17 protein-coding genes and 2 pseudogenes are annotated in these 25,402 nt (G+C 66.4%); 3 read left to right on the top strand and 16 right to left on the bottom strand.

The window, feature by feature from the left end:
• Positions 1 to 122 precede the first annotated feature (122 nt).
• The 7 genes and pseudogenes from AB5J50_RS39885 to AB5J50_RS39855 all read right to left on the bottom strand — a co-directional run bounded on the left by AB5J50_RS39885 (position 123) and on the right by AB5J50_RS39855 (position 9,415).
• Entirely contained in the window at positions 123 to 920 is a 798-nt protein-coding gene (locus AB5J50_RS39885; RefSeq protein ID WP_369263535.1) for a hypothetical protein, read from the bottom strand.
• A complete protein-coding gene (locus AB5J50_RS39880; RefSeq protein ID WP_369263534.1) occupies positions 917 to 2,986 on the bottom strand; it encodes a hypothetical protein in 2,070 nt (689 codons plus the stop codon). The genes AB5J50_RS39885 and AB5J50_RS39880 overlap by 4 nt, the downstream gene beginning before the upstream one ends.
• Complete coding sequence (locus AB5J50_RS39875; RefSeq protein WP_369263533.1) at positions 2,986 to 3,771, bottom strand: hypothetical protein; 786 nt, start codon at positions 3,769 to 3,771, stop codon at positions 2,986 to 2,988. Before AB5J50_RS39875 ends, AB5J50_RS39880 begins: the two co-directional genes overlap by 1 nt.
• 115 nt (positions 3,772 to 3,886) lie before the next feature.
• Positions 3,887 to 4,615 carry a Crp/Fnr family transcriptional regulator gene (locus tag AB5J50_RS39870; protein ID WP_369263532.1) on the bottom strand — a complete coding sequence of 243 codons (729 nt, stop codon included), beginning with the start codon at positions 4,613 to 4,615 and terminating at the stop codon, positions 3,887 to 3,889.
• A complete protein-coding gene (locus tag AB5J50_RS39865) occupies positions 4,612 to 5,091 on the bottom strand; it encodes a Pycsar system effector family protein (protein ID WP_369263531.1) in 480 nt (159 codons plus the stop codon). The genes AB5J50_RS39870 and AB5J50_RS39865 overlap by 4 nt, the downstream gene beginning before the upstream one ends.
• Positions 5,092 to 6,164: 1,073 nt before the next feature.
• Positions 6,165 to 6,311 (bottom strand): annotated as a pseudogene (locus AB5J50_RS39860) (IS256 family transposase); the annotation flags it as partial.
• 131 nt (positions 6,312 to 6,442) lie between these two features.
• Positions 6,443 to 9,415 (bottom strand): helix-turn-helix domain-containing protein, encoded by a 2,973-nt coding sequence (locus AB5J50_RS39855; protein WP_369263530.1) that lies wholly within the window; start codon positions 9,413 to 9,415, stop codon positions 6,443 to 6,445.
• 127 nt (positions 9,416 to 9,542) lie between these two features.
• Between AB5J50_RS39855 and AB5J50_RS39850 the strand changes: the two genes are divergently transcribed.
• Complete coding sequence (locus AB5J50_RS39850; RefSeq protein WP_369263529.1) at positions 9,543 to 9,743, top strand: hypothetical protein; 201 nt, start codon at positions 9,543 to 9,545, stop codon at positions 9,741 to 9,743.
• A 458-nt stretch (positions 9,744 to 10,201) separates the two neighbouring features.
• On the opposite strand, the gene AB5J50_RS39845 is transcribed toward AB5J50_RS39850, so the two are convergent.
• The 3 genes from AB5J50_RS39845 to AB5J50_RS39835 all read right to left on the bottom strand — a co-directional run bounded on the left by AB5J50_RS39845 (position 10,202) and on the right by AB5J50_RS39835 (position 13,157).
• Positions 10,202 to 10,768, bottom strand: coding sequence for a hypothetical protein (locus AB5J50_RS39845; RefSeq protein WP_369263528.1), 567 nt, complete (start codon positions 10,766 to 10,768; stop codon positions 10,202 to 10,204).
• 70 nt (positions 10,769 to 10,838) lie between these two features.
• Positions 10,839 to 12,908, bottom strand: a complete 2,070-nt coding sequence (locus tag AB5J50_RS39840) for an NACHT domain-containing NTPase (RefSeq protein WP_369263527.1) — start codon at positions 12,906 to 12,908, stop codon at positions 10,839 to 10,841.
• Positions 12,909 to 13,007: 99 nt separating this feature from the next.
• Positions 13,008 to 13,157, bottom strand: coding sequence for a hypothetical protein (locus AB5J50_RS39835; RefSeq protein WP_369263526.1), 150 nt, complete (start codon positions 13,155 to 13,157; stop codon positions 13,008 to 13,010).
• 100 nt (positions 13,158 to 13,257) lie between these two features.
• On the opposite strand from AB5J50_RS39835, the pseudogene AB5J50_RS39830 reads away from it, so the two are divergent.
• A pseudogene (locus tag AB5J50_RS39830) lies at positions 13,258 to 14,012 on the top strand (transposase family protein).
• Positions 14,013 to 14,322: 310 nt separating this feature from the next.
• Here AB5J50_RS39830 and AB5J50_RS39825 read toward each other — a convergent pair.
• From AB5J50_RS39825 to AB5J50_RS39810, 4 genes are read right to left on the bottom strand one after another with little or no spacing between them, the layout of a single operon-like run.
• A complete protein-coding gene (locus tag AB5J50_RS39825) occupies positions 14,323 to 17,415 on the bottom strand; it encodes an SAV_2336 N-terminal domain-related protein (protein ID WP_369263525.1) in 3,093 nt (1,030 codons plus the stop codon).
• Complete coding sequence (locus AB5J50_RS39820; protein ID WP_369263524.1) at positions 17,412 to 18,404, bottom strand: AAA family ATPase; 993 nt, start codon at positions 18,402 to 18,404, stop codon at positions 17,412 to 17,414. Before AB5J50_RS39820 ends, AB5J50_RS39825 begins: the two co-directional genes overlap by 4 nt.
• Positions 18,401 to 20,344, bottom strand: coding sequence for a VMAP-related conflict system protein (locus AB5J50_RS39815; RefSeq protein ID WP_369263523.1), 1,944 nt, complete (start codon positions 20,342 to 20,344; stop codon positions 18,401 to 18,403). The genes AB5J50_RS39820 and AB5J50_RS39815 overlap by 4 nt, the downstream gene beginning before the upstream one ends.
• A 5-nt stretch (positions 20,345 to 20,349) precedes the next feature.
• A complete protein-coding gene (locus AB5J50_RS39810; protein WP_369263522.1) occupies positions 20,350 to 20,706 on the bottom strand; it encodes a CU044_2847 family protein in 357 nt (118 codons plus the stop codon).
• A gap of 1,778 nt (positions 20,707 to 22,484) precedes the next feature.
• Here AB5J50_RS39810 and AB5J50_RS39805 point away from each other — a divergent pair.
• Positions 22,485 to 23,132: a peptidase inhibitor family I36 protein gene (locus tag AB5J50_RS39805; RefSeq protein ID WP_369263521.1), complete on the top strand. Its 648-nt coding sequence runs from the start codon at positions 22,485 to 22,487 to the stop codon at positions 23,130 to 23,132.
• A 115-nt stretch (positions 23,133 to 23,247) separates the two neighbouring features.
• Here AB5J50_RS39805 and AB5J50_RS39800 read toward each other — a convergent pair whose 3' ends face one another.
• Together AB5J50_RS39800 and AB5J50_RS39795 are read right to left on the bottom strand one after the other, a co-directional pair.
• The gene (locus AB5J50_RS39800) at positions 23,248 to 24,270 is read right to left on the bottom strand and encodes a hypothetical protein (RefSeq protein WP_369263520.1); all 1,023 of its coding nucleotides are present in this window, start codon (positions 24,268 to 24,270) and stop codon (positions 23,248 to 23,250) included.
• A complete protein-coding gene (locus AB5J50_RS39795; protein ID WP_369263519.1) occupies positions 24,233 to 24,775 on the bottom strand; it encodes an RNA polymerase sigma factor in 543 nt (180 codons plus the stop codon). The genes AB5J50_RS39800 and AB5J50_RS39795 overlap by 38 nt, the downstream gene beginning before the upstream one ends.
• Positions 24,776 to 25,402 lie beyond the last annotated feature (627 nt).

Below are 25,402 nucleotides of genomic sequence, written 5' to 3'. Positions count from 1 at the left end.
GCGTGTCACTCGGGCCAGCCGCCAGGCCGCGTCGTAGGACATGCGTCCGCGTTCTTGAGCACGAAGCCGTAAGGCCAGGAGGCTGGTTGCCGGGTCGAGCAGCCAGCGCAAGGCTGGTAGCTTCATCGGGCCGTGCCCCCCTCAGCGACGGGGCGCAGCTCTCCCCCGTCACCGCGGACGCTTTCGGGCGAATCAGCGGCTGATGGCTCGCCCGGCGCCAGCCAGGCGAGCGCGTCGTTCCATCCCATCTGGTCCAGGACGGCGCGGACGGTGGTGATGAAGCGTGCGTGGTGTCCTGGGTTGTCGCCCAGCTTCTCCCAGACGTATAGGAGGGTTTGGGCGATGCGTTCGGCCTTGGATTGGATGTCGTCGGCCGCGCCGACCAGCGGGAGGATCTTCTCCTTGAAGACGTCCCAGTTGAGGGAGTCGAGGTCGTCCAGGTGGCGGTCGAGCCACCAGATGCGCGTGGCGTCCGGTGTGCCGAAGACCGCTTGTCTGAACCGTTCTCGGCGTTCGTGTTCCTGTGCGAGCTGGAGCGTCACCTCGCGTATGGCGTCTTGGTATCTCTGGGCCCGGTCCGCTTCTTGCTGGGTGAGCATCAGGGTGATGCGTGCCTTCAGCCAGAGGTCAGGGGTGTTTTCGGAGGTGTGCCAGTGCGCCGCGGCGAGGGTGAGGCGTTCCTGTGCGGTGGTGAGCTGTTCGGGCATGTGGCGCTCGCTAATGCCGCGGCCGAGTTCGTCCAGGGCGAGTCGTGCGGCGGCTCGGGCAGCGGCTGTGCCGCCTGTCTTGAGGGGGGCGGGTGCCCGGTAGGTGAGTGTGCCGCGGGCGCAGAAGCGGATACCGGGCAGACGTGTGGGCCACTGGGCCCGGATCCGACTGCGCCGGCGGCTCCACCACGGGCCGGGTCCATCGATCGTCAAGAGGTCGACGCCTCCTCGGACGTCCGGTAGCGGTAGGCAGCCCGTTCCAGGACCTCCCGCCAGAACGGATCGATCGCCGACTCTTCCGTTACCATGAGCCCGTCGAGGCCGGAACGGCGGCTGGGCGGGCTGAAAATGTCCGCGAGCAGGTCCAGCACCGGTTCCCGGCGCTCGGGGTCGCCTTGGAAGCGTTCTTGCCACCGGGTCAGTTGCCTGTCGACCGCCTCCACAGCGGCGTCGGTGGACAGCAGCTTCTGCCACGCGCGAACGAGGCGCAGCCGGGCCTCGGCGGCGGGTAGTACTTCGTTCAGGACCAGGTCCGTTCCTTCGTCGCTGGAGACGAGAGCGAGGAACGCTCGCAGCGTCTGACGGCGCAAGGCCTCGTCGGATTGTCCGCTCTCGGCGTCGCTGAGCCATTGGTCGACGGCCTTGCGCACCTGTTCCGGCCGTTGCAGGGCGAGTTGCTGGAAGGCGTGGACGACGGTCGCGGAGCCGAAGTCCTTATGGCCTGCCGCCTTGCCCAGACGTGTCAGTGCGAGCGCTGGCTGGTTGGTTCCCCAAGTGCTTGCGCAGATCTCGATGACGAGGTCGACCTTGTTGTCCGAAGGGGCCTTGGCATCCATCCACTGGCGCAGGCGATCCCTGATGTAGCGGCCGAACTCGGCATCCCCGGCCGCGTCGGTCAGGGCTTCCACGGCCAGGACCCGTCGGGGGCCTTGGAGGTCGCTGGCCAGCGCGTCGAGGATGGCTCGATCGTGGCGGTGCACCGCCAGCTTCAACAGCGCTGTGGTGACCCTGCGGGCGTCCTCTTCCGGGATAGTGCGGTCTGCTGCGATGCCGATGGCCCACGTGCGCAGGAGTTCGTGCTGGGTGGGGAACTCGTCCCACAGGTGACGCAGGATGGCGGCAGGCAGGCCTTCCTTCTGCGTGTCGTGGAAGGCACGGTCCCCGTCGCGAGTGATCTCCGCGGCGTCCAGTCGAGTCGACGTAGTGGCGTCGGTCAGAACGTTGACAGGGTTGCGTTCGAGGCCGAGTCGGGTCAGGAGGTCATCGGCTGCCTTGATGACGGACCTGCGTTGTCCTCCGTGCAGCAGGGCGCCGGCCCAGACCGTGACCCGTGTGGACAGCAACTGCGCGTCGCTCCCCCTCGCCCGATTCCTTCCGAGGAGGTTCTCGACTTCCGTGTGCCAGTCGCCGAACTCATCGACGATCATCTGGATCTGCTCTGGGCCGGATACCTGGAGCAGACGGTCGGCCAGGCGCCACGCGGCACGCGCGGACGGGTTGGCTTTCCAGATGTCAGCGAACTCCGTCCTGTCCAACCAGGTCACACGATCGCCGCAGTAGTGCGCCCGGAATTCCGCTGTGACGAGGGCCCGCGCATCGGGAGACTCCAGCCGGACGGTGAAGGGCAGTGTGGGTTCAGCCCAGTGGCCGTACCAGTCGGCGGGCGTGGCCAGGATGACGAGGAAGGAGTTGTTCTTGCGCAGTTCCGCCCCATAGCCGACCAGGTCGGTGCCCAGCCGCTCGCCGGGTTGCTCCGCGAGGTCGGAGAGATCGAGGATGTATCCCGTCCCCGCGTCCTTCGGCAGCGGGCGGACCGAGGGCTTGGACCATTCCGGGTCGAGGTCGAAGATGGCCAGCGGAGCGTTGGTCACCGTACGCAGCAGGCGTATGGCAGCCGTGCGGCGGCCGGTTCCCTGGGCTGCGCAGAGAACGATGACTCCGTATTCGTCCAGCAGCTTGGAAGCAACTTCCCACTGGTCTGCGTTGCGCGGCGGGACGAACCGGCCGTCCTGGCTCGCCCTGTAGTCGGCGTCGCTCTCGGTGATGGGGACAGGGATCGCCTGATCGCCGTTCAGGTGCAGGTTGTAGGCCTGGATGCCGTGCTCACCGGAGTGGCTGAAGCTCACTGGGCTGGACTGCGGTTGACCATTCGGCTCGCCGCCTTCTGGCGGTGGGGTGGAGACTGTGGGCGCGTTCGGCTCGACGAGCTCCGACAGTGGCTCCACCGACGGTGACGTGGTCTCCGTGCCTTCCTGCTGGCCCTGCTCGTCGTCGATCATCACTGCCCCCGTCCCGTGCCGAACAGGTTGTACGTCTGGATGCCGTGCTTGCCCGTGTGGCTGAAGCTCACCGTGCCCGGGGCCGAGGAAGCCGCCTGGGGTGATGCTCCGGGTGCAGGCGCTGGCTGTTCAGTGGCCGCGTCCATCGTGTCGAGGGGTTCGAAGATGTCCGGGTCCGCAAGCCGCCAGTCGAAGCCGGGGATGTGGACATAGGCCGGCTGCTGGAACTTCTTCACCTTCGCCAGGTGCCGCATGAACTGATCGGGCAGGACGTCGCCGTTGACGCATCCGCTTTCGAAAACGTCCTCGTACACGCGCTGCGAGATGATCACCACGGTGTTGGTGATCTCCGCGTTCGCGCGGTTCAGTACGGACCGCAGCGCGTCGTCGTCCAGGAGCCGGTGGGTGTGCACCATCGGCACACCCAGTCCACTGGTCGGCAGCGGGCCGACATGAATACTGACCCGCAGTTGCAAGGGCGTGCTTGCCGGGGTCTCGGCACGTCGGCTGGCCAGGGACTCCCGGAGGGCGTCGGGGAAGCAGCCCACCAGCGCGGGCAGGACTTCCGGGTCCATGCCGGCGACATAGCCGTCGCCGGTGTGCTGACCGAACATCCGCCGCTCCCAGTGAGCACTCACGTTGCTGGCGCTGAGCGCCTGCGCCAGCAACGGCGGGATATCGGCGTTCACTTGCTGCATGCCCTTGCTGTCCAGAGCACTGAAGTTCCGGGCGTCCACGGCCAGGACGGCCCGATAGGGCCACAACGGCTCCCATGACGGCAACATGTGCCGCTCCTCTCATCACATGACGTGGTTTCGCCGCGCATCACGACGAACGCCACCCTCGTCGAGAGGCAAGGACGCAATAGTCCAGCGTTGGACGGTACGGGCGTGCGGTGAGTCACAACGCGGGTGTGGCGTCCTTACGGCCTTTGCAGCCGGGGAGTTCTTCGCCCCGGGCGACTGCCCTGAGGCGTGCCACGTCCGTGATGACCAGGCGCCGACGACCGAGTGTGAGGATGCCGGCTGACTGGAGCTCACCCAGGGCTGCAAGTGCTGACGAGCGGCGCATCGCCGCCATGGTGGCCAACTCCGTGCGGGGCATGCCCAGTTCGACGAGCAGGCCAGCCGCCGCCTGAGGGCGACCGACTTCGTCCGCGAGATGGCTCACGACTCTGGCCACCCGCGCTGTGGAAGACAGGTTGACCAGGTCTGCCCGCAGGCGTTCGTGGCTGTTGAGCCGTTCCACGGTCAGTCGGTAGATGACCGCCTCCAGACGATGGCGCTCCACGTAGCCCCGGAAGGCATGAGCAGGCAGGACGACTCCGGTACAGCGGCGCGCGGCCGTGACGGTGGCGGAGCGTGGACGATCGAGCAAGGCGCCCATCTCCCCGAGGACTTCGCCCGGTCCACGCAGCATCAAAGTCAGTGCGTCTCCGCACTCATTGCTCTGAGCGACCTTTACAAGGCCGTCGAGCAATGCGATTACGCAGTCGGGCGACTCTCCCTGAGCGAGGAGCACGGCTTTGGACGGGTAGGTCCGCCGACGTCCGCGGTCGATCAAGTCACGCCATACATCGGTGGAAACCAGAGAGCGGAAGTTCATCGCGTTGCCCTCCCGGTGTGTCATCCGACGACGGTCGCCAGACCGAAGGCGGCACCACCTGCGACTGGCAACAACAGCGACCACTGCACCTGGCGGTGCTTGTTCCAGGCGATCTCACTCATCACCACTACCTGCCGGGACAGCGACGGCAACGGGTCCTTGTCCCCAAGCGCCGGGTCCAGGTGCCGGACATGCCCGAAGTACAGGAAATCGTCGTCCTCCTCCGGCCCCCGTCGCTCCTTGCGGAGGTTGGGCGAGATCGCCCAGGCCGCACAGCTGACTCCGGCCGCCATGAGCAGGACGCCGATGCATAACAAGAGCCGAGCCACGGTGGAATCGAGATCACCGGCCGCTCGCCCCGAAGTCGCCAGCAGTCCCAAGACAGCCAACGCCGTGGACTGCATCGTCAGAGCGAACGACGCCTTCGAATCAGCCTTGGCCGTCCAATCCGCGACAGCTGCCTGGATTCGCCACGCGGTCTCCGTCGGCTCAACCGCCATCAAGCCACCCCCTAGCCGTTAACCAGGCGCTCACGCGCCGGTCCCGGGCGGAAGCCTGGACACAGAAAGCAGACGGAAAACCCACTTGGGGCACTTTGGCTGAGAGCGGACACTCCCTTGTCGCCCTACGGAGAGGGCTGAGCCCAGCTGAATCGGCACAGTTGGGTTCAGACGACCAACCAGGGATCTGTGACGTGGTGGATGGCCCATCCTCGTTCGGCCAAGGTTTTGGTGTGGGGTTCTGCCCGCTCTCTCAAGGCAGCCAGGGCAAGCAGGTGAGTGGGCCGGGTGGCCCCGACGAAGATGAGTTGTGCCGCGCGGCGGACCGTCGCGGGGGCACGGGCGAGGTCGCGAGCGCCGGCAAGCAGTGCCAGTGCCTCGGTGACGTCGTGTTTCTTGCCCGTTCTGTCGAGGCACTCAAGAACGAGGGTTGTCGGCGTACTAGCTCATCTGCAGAACGATGTGCAGGCTCAAGTACAGAGTCCGGTGTACTCCAACTGGCCTACACGCGGCCGGTGCCGGGGCCATCCGATCTGGAAGTGTGCGGGCCGCGCCGAGCGGTCAAGGGCGCCTGCGGCGTCGCTCCGCGATGGGCTTCGCCCACCCTGGACAGCTCGTCCCGACCCAACGATCAGCTGGCTATCGGATGGCCCCGAACGAGTGACGCCCGGCCTCTGCACTGCGGCTTGTACGGGGCTCTGCAGATGAACCTGTACGCGGACAAGGGTCGCGGCGTGCGTTTCGCCTTTGGCGCTCTGAATCGTGCCCGCCACGGAAGCTGGCTGGTCGGACTCTGAAGCTTCCCCTTGATCGTGGACAGGAGACTGCTCCCACGCTGCCGCACCGGCAAGGGCCGGAAGGTGCGGGCTTTCAACTCGGCCCGCAACTCCGCAAGGAAGCCCTCCAGTCCGCGCACTTCCTTGATGTAATCCGACCGCACCTCTCTGACCTGGACTTATGGAGGCCGAAGCGGCCGTGACCTGCTAGGACGGGTTACAGAGGCGATCGGAGGCAGTCAGAGGAAACGCTCTGATTCGACCCCGGTTCGACCTGGGTCGCTCAGAGGCAGTCAGGAGCTGGGGCAGCACCTCGCTGTTCTTCGGGGACTTCCGTGCCCAGGGCGGCAGGATCGCCGAGGAGAACCGCTTGCGTTCGCCCGTGGCCTCGTCGATGCGCTTGTCGTTCACGCGCGGGGCCTTGACGCATTGACTACCGTGAGCACGGGCGTGCCTTCCCGACCGGCGCTGCGAACGCCGGCCTACTCGGTGACCTTCAATCGATCACTCGGGAAGGTACGCCCCTCGCGTGCCACCCGAGCCTCGATCCACAGGTCTTGAGCATTGCTCTCGTATCATTGGGGCCCCTGAGTAGGGGGCTCGGCTTCACTCCGCTTACTTGCGCTGATCGACCAGGGCTGAGTAGGCGTGCCGTCCGGGTCGAGACCGTGCGGCCAGATGACAGTTAGGGCGGGGTCCAAGGCTCCGGCAGCGTCTGCTGCCTGCCGGTACAGGTGCTCGACGCCTCTGAGGGGACTGTTCTCTTCCCTTTTTTCAGCCAGTTCAATCAGTACCTCAGGGTGTCCGCTTGCCGCGGCCCGGCGGGCCAACTCCTCGGCGGCTTTGGGGCTCCCGTCGTTTTCGCGAGCTCTGACCAGCTCGCTGAGGGCGTCTGGCCTTCCGGCCTCTACTGCCCGTACGGCCAGGAGTTCCGCGTCTTCATGATCGCCAGCCTCCTCCCGGATCAAGGCGAGCTCGGTCAAGGCATCCGGGTGCTCGGCTTCCAGAGCTCTCTCGTAGAAAGCGATCGCGGCTGTGCGCTCACCTGACTGCTGGTGTTGCCAAGCCAGCTCGACGATGGCGTCGTAGTGGCCTGCACTGACAGCGCGGCGCGCCAAGGTATCGGCTCTCTCGCAGTCGCCCACGTGCCACCAGAAGGAGATAAGCCGGCACAAGGGTTCCGTATTGCCGTGCTCCGCGCACTGCATCGCCAAGTCTTCAGCCCCGGCGTAGTCCTTCTTGCTCACAACCCGGAGTTTCACCACGTCGGCCAGCCCTTCCGGGTCGCCGGCAGCGAATGCCTCACGGTAGAGGGCTTCTGCAGTCGCGAGATCGCCGTCCTTTTCCCGGTCTCGTCCCAGGTCTGCCAGCAGGCGATGATGTCCGAGCCTGGCGGCCTTCCGGGCGAGAGCCTCAGCCTGCCTGGTGTTACCTGCAGCTTCGTTGAACTGAATCAGTGCAACCAAGGTAGCTGGATCATCAGTCTCGGCTGCCTGCTGCAAGATGGTCTCCGCTGCGCTGTCCTCGCCGTTGTCCGCCATCATCTGCAGCAGGTGATAGAGCGCGTAGTCGTCGCCTGCTGCGGCTGCTCGCAGGTAGAAGTCTTCGGCGGCATCAAGGCGTTTCATTGCGCGGGCGGCGTGCCCCAGCCGGATCAAGGCGCGGGGGTCTCCTGCTTTGGCAGCGGCGCGAAAGAGCTTTCCCGCCGTTCTGCGGTCACCTGCCTCTTCTAGCAATCTCGCACGTTCATTCAGGACATGAACGTGGCCTGCTGCGGCCATACGACTGGTCAGTGTTTCCGCGCTGACTTCGCTCTCAGGCCGCTCCCGCAAGCGGATCAGGTCTAGCGCTGCACTGACGTCGCCAGCCGCTGCTGCCTGTAGTGCAAGGGCCTCCGCAGATGCGTGGTCTCCACGTGCCTCACGCATTCGGCAGAGGGCCTGCAGTGCACGGCGCCTTCCCTGACTTGCTGCTTTGTGGGCCCACGCTTCCGCTTCAGCGAATAGGCCAGCGCCTTCTAGGGCTTCGGACAGATCAGCCTGAGCATCAGGGTTCCCCAGTTCAGCTGCCCGGCGGCATAGGTGGTGGGCCCATTGGGTGCGGTGTCTGATGCGGGCTTCTGAGGCCAGTCTGTAGAGATCGTCAGCGTGCGCCAGGTGGGTGTAAGCCGCGGCCCAGAACGAGCCGGGGGGACACAGAGTACGGCGAGAGGTACGCCCCCGCTGCTCCAGGAAGTCGGCGAGCCGGTACACCGGCTCTGCGGTGGCGGATAGGCGGAGCTCAGGCGGTGGGGTGCCCGGCGGGCGACGATGGGGGCGCGTAGCGGTGCGTCGCAAGGGAGCCTGTTTGCCGTGAACCGGTCGGGACAGATCGGCATAAGCGGCTACTTCCCAGCCTTCGGCGATCTGGTCGTACTCGTCCTCACTGAGATAGTCGAGCGCGGCGTCGGCGAGAAAGGCTTGGGGCAGATGCAGGCCAGCGCCGAGGCGGCGCGCATCCATTGCTGCATCCAACAACGACCTGGCAGCCGGAGCGGCGTGTGTGTAGCGTCGCAAGAGTTCCGGGGCTCCGGCGAGTTCCTGAGCCAATTTGCCGCTCGCGCGGGTCCGTGTCAGAGCGTCTCTCAGGAGCCGGTCGCCGTTCTCGGCAAGGGCTGCTGCGGCTTGCAGAGCACTGGCGTTGAAGGAGTCGGGGACCGCTACCAGGCGTCCGGCCAGGAGTTCCCTTACCCGGCTGTGGGGATCAGGCCCGCCTGTAACTGGCAGGGCAAGGTACCGGTCGGCGTATTCCGGCCATAGGGTGCCCAGGACGAGGACCGGCCCGCGTTCGGGTTCGGTGAGCAGGCGATGAACGGCAGCGGCAATTCGTTCGCCATGGACGGGGTGACCGAAGTAATGCTGGGCCTCGTTAAGCCACAACACCGTCCGCCGCCCGAGCCGGTGGAGGTCGTCGAGCGCGGCATCGGCCCGGGTGGGGTCGAATGGATGCCACAACCGCCAACCTTGATCCGCGAGCGGCTGGACTGCCTCCCAGCAAGATCGCGTCTTCCCCGTTGAGGAGGTGCCGACCAGTATCAGTAGTTGGCTCTGGCCGTTTCCCGCGTGCTCGACTGCATCCATGAGAATGCTGTCATGCTCCCGCCGGACATAGGCAGGCAACCCAAGAAGAGAACCGCTTGATGCTGACGGCCCAGAAACTGGACCGGCGGGGTGCACCTCCAGTTCGTGCGGATGCCAGGCTCTGATCGGGCGACCCAATTCGTCTGTACCTGGCACTCTCTCGGTCTCGGACGCCGCGCGCTGCAGTTCCAAGAGTTCACCGTCCGGCAAACGCAACACCTTGCACAGCGCCACGACCGTCTCCGGTGACGGCATGGTCGATCCCCGGAACGCCTGTTGCACCGTCGTGCGCCCTAGCCCCGCCTGCGCAGCCAGCTGCGTCTTGGTAAGCCGTGCCCGCGCCAGACCAGTGGTCAAGCGCGCCCGGAGTTCCGCAAGAGCATTCTCCGCGATCGCACGATCGTCCTGTCCTTCGTGCTGCTCGTACACGTACTCCTCCGGGCTCCAAGCGTATGCGGTGTTCGCCAGTGTTCATCTTTGACCGTCTGAACCGCGCCGCACAAAGCTTCCGAGACCTTGAGTCACGCAACCGTCCCCACCATTCATAGGAGTTGTCGTGTCGGGTCTCTCCACCATCCTGCTCACCTGCGCCCTGATCATCGTGGTCGCCACACTGACCGCCGCCGGCGCAGGCAAGCTAGCCCGCCTGGCCGGAGCTGCCTATCCGACCGCTATTCTTCGTGCCGCGGCCGCGTTTGCCGCAGTTCTCACCCTTGCTGCCGCCGTAACAGCTGCCCTAGCCGCAGTTCTTCCCTAAGCCCTGACAAGACTTCCGACGGACCGGCAACGTGGGCGGAACGTTTTGCCACGTCGTTCTCACGGAGGCCAGCTGCTGGCTGAGCGTTCAGCCGAGCCGTGGGATGCCCTGAGTGCCGCGTGGAGAACCTGTGATGGGGGCGCGGCCGAGCAGGCCGCGGACGGTCTGGCTGACGCACAACGTGCCGTCGGTCGTGCGGTCCTGCGATGAGGCCACGATGGGAGGTCGCCGCCTGCAACAGCCACGGCACCGAAGGACGCATCCGGGCGACCCGTTTCCCCTCCCGCAAGCCCCGTCCAGCGGTCGGCGGCGGCCGGCCATCGCTGCTGCGGCTACCCAGCGCGATCATGCCGGGGCCGCTGAACGACGTCACAGCCACGCTGACGGACGGGCCCTGTCCCAGAGTTCGCCGACGGACCGGACGCTCGGCCACTGGAGGTGCGGCGATCAGCGGGGGCTCACACGGCGGGGTCGATTCCCGGGTCCGGTTGGTAGGACTCGACCACTACCTTGTCGATGAGCGATTCCTTTCCCACGATCGGCTGGTTCGACGGAATGCGTAGGAGACGCAGGAGGGGGTGGGCCGCCAGTGAGGAGATGTCCACGGCCTCGGTGCTCGGGTCCAGAGTGAGGGTGTCCAGGCGTGAGAAAGCCGCCAGCCAGTACCAGGTGACGGACTGTTCGGCCGGGAGCCACAGGTGGGTGACCCGGTCAGGGCGCAGTGCCTGAACCAGGCGGATCGTGTCGAAGCCCTTCGACACTCGAATCCGCGAACGGCTGCCCATCCTGCTGAAGACCGATAGCTCCTCCGGCGTGGTGATCTCGAAATGGACGTCGTCCTCCGGCAGATCGGCGAGCACGCCCTCCGCATAGGAGACGGTGTCGAAACGATGCCACGCACTGCACAGGAGCTGTCGTACTTGCGGGTCCGGATGGTCCTGGTAACGGCCGAGCAGCGGGATGGCGGCGTCCCCGCCGATGAGAACGGCCGTATGTGCGGTCAGGAGCGCTTCCTCGTCCGACAACTGCTCGGGCCCCGGAAGGAGTTCCAGCGCGACGGACCCGATACCGGCGAGGTCGTGGGCCTCACTGGGGCTATGGGGGCGGGATGAGGGCGCTCGCGCGATCACTGATCGCGGCCCGGACGCGGGGTTCGAGCTCGGTGGCGTGTTCGACGGCCGCGGTGGCCAGCAGGTGCAGCTGGCTTCTGCGGTAGCCGGAAGTCGAGCCGTCCCCGCGTCTGATCAGGTCCATCAGAAGCTCCGCGCCCTCCTTGGGTCGGGCATGCGCCACCGCCATGCGGATGACGTCCTCCCACTGGGACTCGACCGCGCGCAGGACGAGCAGGGCCAAGTCACCCTCCTCGACGGCGGCCTTCGCGCCCAGGTAGTCCTGGAAGGTCCGGTGAATGAAGTCGATGGTGCCGACGGCCGGTTCGCGCAGCAGACCGCTGCGCAGCAGGAGGTGCTGGAAGATCGCCGCGGCGTCTCCCTGGGCTGCCGCGACCGGCACGCTGGGCAGGGTGTCGGCGATGACGCGTTCGGCGTGACTGCGGTCGAGTTCGGACTTGCCGTTGAGGATGAACTTGTAGGCCAGACGTTGCAGTAACCGGACCTTGGGCTCCTCGGTAAGTACGATCCCGTCCGGCGCCTCCATGTCACGCTCCCGGTCGCGCCGCGCCAGCAGCATCGACAGGGCGGCGTCGTACAACTCCTTGCGGCCGCTAGGCAGATAGCCGCGCCGGTCGCAGTGCAGTGCGCAGATGAGGCCGCACATCAGCGGGTTGGTAGCGAGGCGGGCGAGATCCTGTTTGGTGCGGACCGCTGTGACCAGCGAGGACTCGTAGGCGTCGAGCTGGTTGCGCTCCTCCGGCTCGCTGACGCTGCGGGCGGCGTTGTGCCATCGATGGATGAACGAGGTGACGTCCTGCCGGCTCATCGGCGCGAGCGACAGTTCGGTGAACTTCTCCGTCGCGAGCCACCTGTCGCGCACGGCCGACGGGCGGGAGGTGACGAGCCAGACATTCCTGGGGTATGTGGCGAGCAGGTCCTGCAACCAGCGCCGCGTACGCTCACGCGTCCGCTTCGACACCTCGTCGATACCGTCGATGAGCAAAAGCCCCCGCCCCAAGGCCAACACCCGGTCCGCCCAGCCGGTCGGCTGCGCTCCGGCCAGGGGACAACGGGTGCGATGCAGGAACTCGTCCGGAGCCGGCAGGTCGTCATGCTGACGGGTCAGCGTGCGCATCGGGAGCACGAACGGCACCCGCCCGATGAGCGACGCCAGCGGGGCACCGCTGTCGAGGACGGCCAAATCCTGCTGGGCCGTGGTGACCGCCAGCCACTGTACGAGCGTCGTCTTGCCGGAGCCCGCGACGCCCCGGAGCAGTACGCGATCACGCCCGTTGAACGCATGCTCCGCCCGGATCATCGCATGGCGAGTGTCCCGGTCAAGATCGGCCTCAAGACTCAGGTACGCCGTCCCGAGCGGCCATTGTTCGGGCGATCGCGAGAGATCGATCCCATAGATGGTGAGCATCCCGTGCTTCTGGATGATGTGCGCAGCGTACCGCTCCTCGAACAGGGTGTCCTTGGTGACGGGTGAGGGGTTACGTGCCAGCAGGAGGTCCGTTTGGGCGATCACTTCCGCGAGTTGGCTGCTGTGTTCGACGAGCGTGCGTGCCACGAACGTCGAGCGCTGCGTGAAGAAGTGGAGGATGTGCAGGCAGGCACTCGCCAAGAGGGCGTCGTGGAGATAGGCCCCGTCGGCGGACAGGTCACGCGTACTGTCGGGTCCCGCGGCCTTCAGCGTCTGGGCCAGGGCCTGCGGGCCCATTTGGACAGCTTGTACGTCGTCCATCTCCAGGTCGCCGAGATAAGTCAGGGTACGGGCCAGGGCGAGGGCGACCGCCTCCTCCTCGCCCGGCGCGACGGGCCGTTCACCGATGGCGTGCGACCCCACCGCACTGCGCAGCAGCCCGCGGGTGAGCTTGTACAGATCCGCGTCCGTCAGCCTGCGTTTCTCACCGGTGAAGGACACCAGCGACGAGATGCGTACCGGACGACCGACAAGACCCGCGCCCGGTCCCTCGCTGACGAACAGCTTCTTGACCAACGGGGTGATGACACCGGAGGCGAGGCGAGCCGCAATTGCACCAGCATCCATGATCCCCCTTGGCGGCCGCATGTTCCCCGGCGTGCTCAGCTGATACCTGACCGAGAGCCATTGCATTCCCACAAACGCCCAGCGGTATCCACATGTCCGCTACGAACCGGGGCGGCCGCGCCCGGCTGCTCGGGTCAGTTCGCGGTGGCGGTCGGCGAGGGGGAGCTTGGGGTGGTCCGGGCGTACGGAGAACGACGTATCACCCGCCATCGCCACGATCGCGTCCTTCACCAGCACTGAGCTTTCCAACTTGGCGGTGGTGAACGCGTGTTGGACAGTTCCGCGGAGCGCGAAGCTCCTGGTAGTCGGGTTCACGACCAAGATCACCCATGCTCACCAGGAGCTTCGCGTGCTTGTCTACCCGTCGGCGATCGATCTGTCCAACACGCACCTGCGCCATCTCGCCGCCAAGTGGCCGTGCACTGCCGTGACATGGGCTCACGCTGGAGGCGCCTGACTCCCGGACAACAGACCCTGCTGGTCCTGGCCCATCTGCGATGCGGTGATACCTACGCGCAGCCCGCTGCCGGGTTCTGCATTGGGATCGCGACCGTCCACCGCTACATCCGCGAGCCCGTCGAAGTCCTGGCCGCACTAGCGCCCGGCCTCGCCGATGCCGTGCAGGCTGCGGGCCGTCTGGCCTTCGTGATCCTGGACGGGACGCTGCTGCCGATCGACCGGATCGCCGCCGACACCCTGTACTACTCCGGCAAACACAAACGCCACGGCATGAACGTCCAAGTCCTGACCGAACCGTTCGGACGGCTGTTGTGGGCCTCGCCCGCGCTGCCCGGCGCCACCCACGACCTGCCGGCCGCCCGCACGCACGGCATCATCGCCGCCCTGACCGAAGCCGGGGTCAAGTGCTGGGCCGACAAGGCGTACCAGGGCGCCGGCCGCTCCATCCGTGTCCCGTTCCACGGCCGTCAGCTCAAGTGGTGGCAGCGTCGGCACAACACCACCCATGCCAAGATCCGCTGCGTCGGCGAACAGGCCATGGCCACCCTCAAGAACTGGCGCTTGCTATGGAAGCTCCGCTGCAGCACCAACCGCATCACCGACATCGTGAAGGCCGTCCTCATTCTTCACCACCCGTCAGCATGAGGTTGGAAACCACTCACTGTGTTCGACTGGCCAGAGTTCCAGTCGGTGGTCAGTCCGGCAGTCACGGCGTCGATCGGCGTGCAGGCCGTCGGCGAATGCGCTGGTCGGGTCCGCTGCGTCTGCCAGTTCGGGGCTTAACGGGGCAGGCTCGGCCCAGCAGCGTATGTCCCTGGCGGACGCCGAAGTCGACTTGCCGTCCGCGCGCCGCCTGGAGGTCTACGACCGCATCTCCGGGCGGTACGGGCACGGGTCTCTCTGATCGGAGACACCCGCGCGGTGATCGGGATCGCCTCGCACACCACGGTCGACATCACACCTGGGGCAGGCCGGGCGGGCCGACCATGTGGTCCGGATCGTCGAACAGGACTGCCAGGTGACGGCCGATGTGTCCCTCCCACTCCTCCGGGCCCACCATCAGGGCCTCGCGCCGCAATCTCGTAATGCGGTCCACCAGGCTGCCCAGGTTGCCGTCCTGCACGATCTCGCCGACTGCTTCGCGGAAGGCGGGGTTCGTGCAGTCATGGCGGTGCCAGATCATCGCGGGCACGCCGGCCCGTAGTCCGGCGAGCAGCTCGCGACCACCCCTGCCTGACGGGTCCGACGGCGGCTGGCTGAGGATCAGGCACACCACGCTGGAGTCCTCCTTGAGTTCGCGCTCAAGGTGAAAGGGGCTTATGTCGTTCGCGCCCGGCCTGCTCCAGTAGGCACGGCTGTTCTGGTAATCATCGGTTAGTTGCCGCCACCGGTTGCGCCAGGGGCGGTGCCAGGAGGCGCGTCGCAGACGCTCCAAGCTGCGCAGCACGACCGGGTAGTCCATGACCAGCGGCGTGGGATAGGCCGAGTCGGGCTCCTTCAGCCACCACTCGACGGGCTCGTTCATCAGCGCGTGGGGAAGCATGAATTCCAGGACCACCGGCTGCCGCAGATCCGCCCACCTCTCCTCGGTCTCCTCGACCACCTGCCCGACCGCGCCAGGAAGTTCGTCGCGATACACGTGGACGGTTTCGCCGGGCACCGAGTGCGGGCCCTCGGACCGGCGCCAGTGAGAGAGGTAGTAGCGGTTTTCATCGACTCGGTCGGGCTCGAACTGGATGGTGAGGACGGCCGCCTCTGACCGCACAGGCGCTGTCGGAGGGTGCCATTGCGCCAGCACTTGAGTCAGGTTCATTGCGCGCGCCTGCGTCCGGCTCCAGCGGCGCAGCGTCTCGGCGTCCTCAAGCTGTCCGTGCTCTGTGAGCTGCTCCGCGGCGAGATCCAGGAAGGCCATGGTGGGGGGAGGCTCGCCTTCGGCGTGGTTCATTTGGGCCAGATGCAGGAAGGTTTCCCAGCCAGTCGTGCACCACCTCGGCAGCTCCTGGAACCGCTGCCTACTCACCCGTCGCGCGAGTGCCTCCGACTGCGGGGCCCCCACCGTCGTCAGTGCCGGTCGAAGGGGCCGGAGATCGACGCCGTTGAAAAACTCGACTGCCTCCCACTCCTCCACGAGCGGCCCCAAGGCGGTGGAAGCCTGCGACGAAGGCTCAATGTAATCTAGCGCCCGCGGCAGACACCAGAGATCGCCTGGCACCTGGGTACAGGTTCTCACCACTTCCAGCAGCCAGCCGCGCAGGTGCTTCCCCCCGTACGGCTCGACGCGCCTGCCAAGTTCGTTCGCGAGCATGTCGCACCAGATATCGCGGACACCCGGTTCCGTCACCACGGCCGAGAGCTGGAGCGCGTCCACCATGTCGGCAATCAGCCCGTGGCGCACCCGCTCTGGACGACGTTCGTTCGGCGCCGGAGGCGACTCGGGCCCGGCGCTCGTACTGGGGAGGTCCTCGCGGCTCGTATGCGGTTCGGCAAGGGGCTCGGGGTAGGAGGTTCGGGAATCGCCGCGCATGGTGATCTCTGCGAAGGGTCGGCTGGGCATGGTAAGGGCGACTTCACCCTGCCCAGAGGGCAGCACGGCCAGGGCCTGTGTGTCCCGCGCATCGCCCGCGTGGGCCGCGAGATAGGCGGAGACCTCGTCGTACACGCGACGGCTGTCGGAGCGTCGCAAGGTGCTGAGCAGCACCTCTCGTACTCCCTCCGCGAAGTCGTACACGGGGTTCGCGGAGTCCGAAGGGATGTGGTGGACGAGGCCGCTCAGCAGCACCTCGGCCAGATGAGCCGACCCTGATGCGGGGAGCATGACGCGCTGGACGAGTCGCATCACGGGAAGCGTGAGTGGCAGTGAGGCCAGGCAACCGGCGAGGCGGTAGGCCTGCGCGGACGCGTGTGCGCGGAAGGCGCGCACCAGGCTCAAGGGGTCGGTGGGAGCAGGGGTGGGAGAGATGGTGTCGTCGCCGGATGCGGTGGCGGCGCCGTCGAGGGTGTCGGTCGTCGTGATGACTGCCGGGACTCCACCGGGGGCGGTTGCGGTGACCAGGCGGGTCCATCCGCTGAGCCAGGAGCGGTCGAGTTCGAGGACGGGCACAGGAATACCCGCGGCAGGTTTGCGGAGGAGAGCAGAGCTGTCGGACGAGGTGGTGCGGAGCCGGGAGTTGGGGGCAGCGGGCGAGGCGGTCTGCAGGCGGACCGGCTCGGGACGTAGTCCGGTGCGGCGCCAGAGCCGTTGGGGTAGGGGCTGGATGATCGCCAGTGGGCCGTCTTGTCCCCATGTTTCGAGGAGGCGGTCGGCGCGGCCGTCGTGCCAGAGGGCCGATACGCAGTCGCTGACGCACCAGACGGCCTGCCGTCCGGTCGGGTCGAGGATCTCGCGGAGGCTGTGGAGCGCACTCGTGGGGATCGCCCGGGGATGGAGGCCGCTCGCGCCGTCGGGCGTGGAGTGCAGGTGCCACAGACGGATGTCGCGGAAAGCGCCCGTGCGCTGCAGCAGGACTGTCAGCTCGTTCACGAGGGGGTGCCAGACCGTCATGGTGGGTCCGGTTTCCACGACGAGGGCGAGGCTGAGCCAGCGTTCGGGCTCGGGGCGGGTCGCTGGGAGGAACAGTCGCTCCTCCGCGCTGCGCTCGGCGGTGGCGGTCTCGTCGAGGATCACACGGTGGCGGGAGGGCACCTTGCGCTTGAGCGGGCGCAGGGCTCGCATCAGTTCGAGCCCATGAGGCAGCGCCGGGACATCGGCGACACGGACGGCGATGGCACGCGTGGTGACCGTGCCTGACTCCGCTGTGGCCGCCGCAACGGTGGGGGCGTGCAGGGTGGCAGGCTTGCCCGGGTTAGCGGAGCGGGCTTCGCGCCTCTTCCTGTCACGGGCCGAGGCGTCCTTGCCGGCGGATTGCGCGCGTACAGTCTCCTGTGCGGTTGTGCTCGCCGACCCCGCGATGTGCGTGGCGAGCCAGAGCGCTTCCGCCGCCTCGCGGGCGGTGGGTTCGACCCCGATTCCCTCCAGCGCCGCGAGGACGCGGTCGAAGCCGCCGCTCATGGGGTGGAAGCGGGGAGGTGGCCGAGGAGCTGCTGGGCGAGCTGTTCTGGGTCACCGCCGCCGCGGGCGGCGTGGAAGGTCAGGAACAAGGCGTTCAGCAGGTGGTCGGTGGCCAGGTCGGCGGCGTCGCGTCGGCGCAGGAACTCTGTCACGAGAGCGGCGGCCTCCGCGCTGATCTCCGGATCGAGCCGGGCTTCGACGATACGCATCAGTTCGTCGTGGTCCGGGGGCAGGATCTGCAACGGAACGCAACGGCGCAGGAACGCGGGCGGGAACTCCCGTTCCTGATTGCTGGTGAGCACGACGAAGGGGAAGGCCCGGCATCGGACACGCCCGCCGTGCACGACAGCGCCGTCGGACCCGCGGTCGGCAGTGGACACGCGGACTTCGGTCTGTTCGTCCCGGGCGGCGCGCTCGAGTTCGGGGATGGTGAACTCGCCTTCCTCGAAGACGTTGAGCAGGTCGTTGGGGAGGTCGATGTCGCTCTTGTCGATCTCGTCGATCAGCAGGACCCGCGGGTGCTCGCGCGGCAGTAGGGAGGAGCCCAGCGGGCCGAGAGTTATGTAGCGTCCGATGTCGGTCTCGGCGTCGTCGCGTTCCTTCGCGGTTGAGACGTCGTGGAGGCGCCCGATGGCGTCGTAGGTGTACAGGCCGTCCTTGAGTGTGCTTCGGCTGGTGATGGGCCAGCGGAGTACCGGACCGAGGCGCAGTTCGTGGGCGATGGCCAGTGCCAGCGTCGACTTGCCGACACCGGGTTTGCCCGTGACGAGCAGGGGGCGGCGCAGGTATAGGGCCGCGTTGACGAGGTCGAGGATCTGCGGGTCGGCCTGGTAGAGGGAGGCGCGCACGACGTCGACGGGCGACCATGTGGGCAGTTGGTCGGTGATGGGAGGACCGCCGTCGAAGGCACGCCACGACTGTGGCGGAGGGAGTTGGCTGATCCTGTCGTGGGGCGCGTTGGTTCCACGGAAAATCCGCCAGTCGGTCAACTCGGCTGCCCTCCTTGGGCGGTGCGCTCGGAAATCCGCAGGGTGGGGCCATCACCGGGCAGTTTGCGGGTGGCGTCGTCCCAGAGCAGTACGACCTTCTCCCCGCAGTGGCTGGGTCTCGTGGTGAGAGCGGCGTCGACGCGCAGCCTCATGATCAATTCAGGCAGATCGGTGATGCCGCTTTCGGCGAGCTCCGCGTCGATCTCATTGCGAAAGTCCCTTCCCACACAGGCCTCTGACGTGTCGTCGGACGCGGACGTGTTCGCCCTGCCCTGGTCCGGCCCAGCCTTGAGGCGGCACCGCGTGGAGCATCCGGCCCGTGTCCACACCGCCACCGGGATGCCCGCGTACAGTGCCGTCTCCAGCACGTGCTGACGCGCCGTGGCATCCGGGCTGAAGGGCAGCCCCAGCACGGCCAGGGCCGGCTGCCGCTGGAGCCGGGCGTAGAACTGCTCCGGGCGCACGTCGTTGTGGCAGTCCACCCAGTCCATCGTCGCCGGAGTGCCGTCGAGGGTGGCCTCACGCAAACGCCGCCACCGTGCCGTCCACGACGGGTACGTCTCCGGTTTCCGGTCCAGGACGCGGAGCACCACGGGGTACTGACGACTGACCGGCGCCCATGTCTGCGATAGGTACCAGGTGTCCACGTCCACAGCGCTCAACTTGGCTATCGGCAGGGCGAACTCGATGATGACGTCGCTGCTGATCTCCGCGAGGTCTGCCACGGCCTGGGGGACCACGGCCCGGAACTGCTCCTGTGCCTCGGTGAGCGTGAGTGGCTGATCGTCGCACTGCACGGCGTACGGGGGCTCGGTCACGTCGGGGTACTTCCAGACGCGGAGAAAGTAACGGTCGCTGTCCGCGCCTTGAGCGTCCAGGTGCACGCTGATCGCCGCGACACGGTCGGCGGGCGCGGACAGCGTGGCCCAGGCAGGCGGCGCGGGCACCCCCAGTCGCTGGGCCACCAGGTCGACCAGTCGCGTGAGGGGGCCGGCATCCTTCGGTGGAGTCGCGTCGGTCACCTGTCGGATGAACTGCAGGAGTGGATGCGGCCCGTCCAGCATGGCCGGGGCGTCCGCGACCTCCCGCAGCACGTCGGCCATGGTGTCAAGGCGTCCGGCCGGCTCTCCGTAGTCGCGGTGGACCGAGCGCCAGTACAGGGCGGCGGGCGCCAGACCAGATCCTTGAGCGGCGCGAAGCAGTGTTTCTTCCTCGCGCAGCGACAGCACCGCGCCCGGCGCGTACTCGTGCTGGAGCGCGGCCCGCAGCCGCCAGATCTCCGTGTCCAGGGCGCTCGGAGCCTTGTTCGCCTTCCACACCTCGGGGAATTCGGCCCGCACCGTGGACACGTCGAGTGCCAGGCCGCCCATGTCGAGGTTCTCCCTGCGGGCGGTGGTAACGATCCCGCACACTTCGCCCCTCTCCAGATCGAGCAGTGGTCCGCCCGAATTCCCCGGGGGCAGCTCGCCGTTCTTCAGCTGAAGCGCTGTCTGGCCGGAACCGTGGTTCTTCGGCCCCTCGTACTCCACAGCACTGACTCCCAGCTGGGGGTTCTGCTCGTAAACCGCGCTGTAGCCGACCGCGTACAGGCGCTGTCCCAGGCCCGGCGGCTGTTCGGCCATCGGGATCCACGGGTGATCCGGCACCGGCTCGTCCAGCGTGATCACTGCCAGGTCCGGAGCCTCCCACAGGCGCTGACCGCTGTGTGTCGGAGGCAGCGCGATCACTGATCCCGCGGCGTGGCTGCCCAGCCAGGTGGCCACGGCTCGCTCGGCCGTCGCCTGGCTGCCGCCCGCGGCCGGCAGCGCCACGACGTGCGCGCACGTGATGACGAGTCCACGGCCTACGAAGAAACCGCTGCCCCCGCGCAGGCCAGGTCCACTGACCTGGACGACGAAGCCGCCCAGCAGATCGAGGACTGAGCGTGATCCGGTGTCCATCCGCGTCACCGGCTGTTGGCGACCGAACCGTTCTGCCACTCCAGGCGTACGCGCAACGTGGCCGTAGCCTCACCGCCGACCAGCAGACACACCAGCTGCGATCCCTTCAGGGCGAATTCGAGCCCGAACTCAGCCTCCACCACGTCGGGCTTGACCGACTGAAGGGCATCCTGCACCGTGGTGGCCACTCCGCGCACCGCAGTGCTCACCGCCGTGAAGGAGAGTGCCTCGCGGAGCCCGATGTTCGACGGCCCGCCGTCGTCGTGATCCAGATCGTCGCCGCCGGCCGACACCGACAAAGCCCGCACCAAGAGTGCGCCGCCGTCGGGCAGCTCCAGTTCGACGACCTCACCGTCCCCCATCGTGTGCCCCCCGTGAACCTGCGCCTTCGTGCGGTGTTGGCTAGGCCATCGTGACACGACCCGTACCGGCTGCGGCACCTGTTCATCCGAATCCGATACAGCCGAAGGCGACGGCTCCGTCGTCTGAGCGGTCGGGGTCAGGGTGAGGGGAGCTGTCACCGTGGCGACGACGGCAGCGGATCGAATGGTGCCGAGGTCAATACGAGCGTGCACGGGGGCGAGTGCTCCCTGGTCGGTGTAGAGAGTACGGGCGATCGAGCCCGACCCGGGGCCGAAGTCGGAGGAGGTGGGACAACCGGCGAGAGCCGGAGGGCCCCTACTTGGCAACTGCCTCCTAAAGGCGGCGGGTGCGAAGGGGGACGTCCTTTAAGTGGGGCTGAGAGTTGACTGTTGGGTACACCGCCGGCTGCCAGCTTCACGGACCCGCGTGATGCGCTGGCCTCCCCTGCGGGCCACTCGAGGGGACGACGCAAAAGATCCCCACCCACAGAGCAGTTGAAGCCGAGGAACCGTGGCTGTCCTCGGTGGTCGACGACCTCGGTGCCGGACCATCCGGCCTACCAGCAGATCATGGCGGTGTTCGCCGCGGCCTACGCCCCCTGCGGGCACGGCAGGTGTGCGAGGCGATGGACATGGCGATCGCGCCCAATGCCATCAACAACACGCGCCTGGCTCTGTCGGTGAGTCGCGGGTTCTGGCACAGATCTTGGGGAGCGGTCGCGGAGCGTCACCTCGGCGTTCGATTGCGAGGCTTCGGACTCGTGTGAGACCGGGTGCGCCCATCATCTGGCGGGCGAGAGTGACGCTCCACCAGGTCTTCCGCTGTCTCCTCCACGGTCGGCTGTGGCCGATGACAGTGCCGGTCATGCAGGCGCCGATACGCACACTTCACTGCGCGCCTCAACTACGTCCTGGAACGCATCGGTCTCGCACTCGCCGGACGGTCCGGGGCACTCGCTGATCAACTGAGCCTGCGCGCAGGGCGGATGACCTTGCTGCGTAGGTCATGGCGCTTTCGGACCCACAGCCCAGCACGCCGCGCGCAATGGGCGTGGACGACTTCGCGACGCGTCGGGGCCGAACCTATTCCACTGTCTTGGCCTGCGGAGAAGCCCATCGCGCAATCGATATCCTCCCGGTGTCATCTGCCGACGCTTCGCGGACCGCCGCGCCGCTCCCGAGAACGCCTTTCTAACGGAAAGAAGATTTCCGCCTCCCTGACGATGAGAGCGCTCTTTGCTGTTGCGAAACGCCATACCGCGCCACCCCATGCGCCACCGTTGGTGAACTGCCTTTTTTGGTAGCAGTGAAAGAATTCCGCCCCAGTTTGAGCGAACGTGAAATTGCGCACTCCGCTTCGCGAAGTGATTCAGATCACTTCCCATCATGCGTGGCGGAAACGATTCGATACACCGTCAATTGGCCCACCCTGCACGGCGCGCCGCCTTGACCCGCAATGAAGCGATCGATATTGGCGGTTGCCTCCTCGCGCCGGGCGGATCACTTGGTTCCTCCAGCCCGACCGCACTTCGGCCGTCAGAGGCCTGCCCTTGAAGCCCCAGGTCCCGGCACGTGCGCCCGATATCGGGAGTCCTGAGGTCGTCGCGGCGCACGGCTGCACGCGCCAACGCTGTTTGTCTCTTTGCTGGGGTGTTGAGGGAGACCCGGCACGGTCACTGAGGGCCAAATCGCCGAAGGTGCAAGGTGTTGCACGTCGTCACATCTTGATCACATAATGACGCCTGTCGCACAAGTGTGCGGAACTTTCAGGGGGGTTGATGAAGTACAGGAAGACCTTTGCTGTGGTGGGCGCCGCGCTGCTGACCATGAGTGTCCTCACACAGGCGGAGGCCGCATCCGGGCCGGACGAGCTGCAGCAGGAGATCAACGAGGTCCTCTCGAACACCCAGGGCGGAGTTCAGATCAGCCGGAACGAGATCGCCTGGAACGGTGGGGAAGCGATCATGGCGTTCCCGCTCCCGGGTGAGGAGACGGCACCACCGAGCAGTGCGGCTGCCGTGAAGCTGCAGACCAAGAAGTCAGGTGTATCGGCGAAGTCAGTGCAGAGTGCGTCCTCCGGAAGCGAGGCACTCGCCGCCGATGACGGATGCCCCACGCAGGTTTTCGGACCGGACTGGTACTGCTTCTATCAGTACGAGAACTTCGGCGGCCGGCGCCTGCAGTGGAATGCCTCGCACGGTCACGACGATCTGGTCTTCTTCTCCGAGTACTACTTCGACAACAAGACGTCTTCGTGGTCCAACAGGGGCGGGAACTACATCTACGTCGAGGGCCGGTCCGAGACGGGCCAGGACAGGTCGTGCAACGACAACCCGATCGAACTGTGGATCGAGTCTCCGCACAGCAGCAAGTCCTATGTCGGCGCCGCTGACGACAACAAGGCCGACTGCTTCTGGACCACCTGATTCCACATGAGATCCGCAACAAAAAATGCGAAATGAAGGCGGGACGTGCTGATCACGGCGCGTCCCGCCTTCGTTTGGTCGACTGGCTGATGGCTCTACTTGATCAACCCGCTGGTCACCCCTGCAGGAATGTGACGTAGTTGATGACGGCGGGAATCTTCACGTTCAGGGCTCCCGGGTCTTCGGTGAGGATCTCGTCGTACGCCAGAATCCTGCCGTTGTCCGCATCGATGACGAGCATGTGCTTCGAGGGGAGACCACTGCTGTCGGACTCCACGGTGAAGGCCAGTCCCTCGCGGCCTGCACGGTCTTTAGTCGTGCCGGAGAGTTTGAGATCCTTCCTCGCCGCAAGCGTGCGCAGCATTTCCGCGCGCTGCTCGGGATCGAGGTGATTGGTCATCATCTTCTGGACAAGTGACTCAGAGATGAATCCGGCGGTGTCTCCGGGGGAGCCTTCCTTCAGCCACTGGGCCATTTTTTCGGGCGCGGGCGGATTGCCGTAGGAGGAGCCGCCTTTCCCGGAGCGCGTCGTGGGCTCGTCGAGGGCGCTCCACTGCTGTTCCCACAGCTTCTTTTGACCGGAGTTCTGAAACTGGGGCTTTTCGGCTTTTACCTTCCAGTCGATGGAGCCGTCGGACCTCTTCCACGAGTCGCGGCGCTCAGGGACGACTGCCGAGGTGATCTGATGGCCGCCGATCCGCGTCGTGAGCGACCAGGTGTCCTGGACGAAGTGACCGTCCGACGGTGCGGTTTCCTTGAGTTTCTCGGTGCGACGGGCGATGGCTTCGAGGGCCTGAGGCGCGGACATGTTGTCTTCGGCGCTGACACGGAGCATGGGAGGGGTCGCGGGGTTGGCCGGCTCCGGAAAGGGCTGGTCCAGAAGACCGCTACCGAAGACTGCCGCCGCGGCCCCAGCCGCCAGGAGGCCGACGAGGGAAAGATTCCTGGCCTTGCGCCCCCCGCGCTTCTTCCGGCGGCGTGCCGGCCCTCGTGACTGCTGCGGCTCCAACAGGATCCTTTCCAAAAGAGCATCGATCTGCTGCGGCGTCGAAGGTTCCGGCTGGATGCGGGCGCCCAGTGCGCTCAGAGATCGTTCAATGTCACGCATGAGATTCCCTCCGAACACGTCCGTCGTCACCGCTGAATTTAATCGCTCCAGCGTCAGGCAAATGTTTTCGAAGTCTTTTTCTGGCCCGGAACAGACGCACGCGCACAGTCGGAACGCTGCACTCCAATACCTGAGCGCACTGAGTCAGAGAAATTCTTTCCCAGAGTGCGAGTCGAAGGACTTCTCGGTCTTTCTCGTCAAGCAGGTCGAATGCCTTGGCAAGGTCCATCTCGACAAGAACGTCGTCGGGCTGCCGCTCAGTATTAAGAGGAGGAGGCTGTACGGCCAGCAGTTCGGCAAGGCTGAGCTGGCGCTGCTGGGCTCGCCGGTCATTGGCAAGCGTGCGTCGGGCAACTCCATACAACCAGGGAAGCTCCGTTTCATCAGGTATGTCTGCAAAACGGCGCCAGGCGGTGAGGAACACGTTCGCAACGACGTCCAGCACACTGCTCGGATCGGTACGTCTTGCGACATAGGCCTCAACCGCGGCGTGGTGCTGCCGGTACAGCTCCGTGAACCGCTCTTCGTCGTTCATCGTGTCTATCTGCCCTCCACTCCAGATATGTCCGACCCGCCCTCACGTGTTACACAGGACTCCGAAGCAAAGCATGTGGCGCCAGTCACATATTGCTCAATCTGACGCACCATGCGGGCGGACTCGCAGACGACGACGGAGACCGCCCTGTCATGAGCGGCGCCGACACGTTCTCCTGTGCTGCGGTTCTGGCGCAGATCTTGGGGAGCGGTCTCGAAGCGTCACGGCAATGTTCGATCGCGTTACACCGAGCGTGTGTGAGACCGCGTGCGCCGTGCCGCCGAACGGCGGGTAATGACGCTCCGTCAGGTGTTCCGTCGTAGGCGGCTGTGGCCCGTGACGGTGCTGGGCATGCAGGCCAACGTATCGCTCTGGGACTCGTTGGTGTTCGACGGGATCGACGACCTGGTCGTCGAGGCGGTGACGGCCGTTTTCGACACGGTCGACGTGGTGCCAAGAGGATGGGCGGTCGGAGCCCTCTGTCCGGCCTGCAGTGGCTTCTCGGATCGGGTACACGACTCCTACCAGCGCAGACTCAAAGATCTCCGAGCCGGAGACCACCGCAGCGTAGCCATTTGGCCCGGGGCCTCCGCCTCACCAAGACGATCGCGTCGGCGGCAATCTGGT

It is taken from the genome of Streptomyces sp. R35 (genome assembly GCF_041053035.1).
In the GTDB taxonomy this organism is placed as follows: domain Bacteria; phylum Actinomycetota; class Actinomycetes; order Streptomycetales; family Streptomycetaceae; genus Streptomyces; species Streptomyces lutosisoli.
Note: the sequence above shows the minus strand (reverse complement) of the source record. Positions and strands in the feature narration are given on the sequence as shown.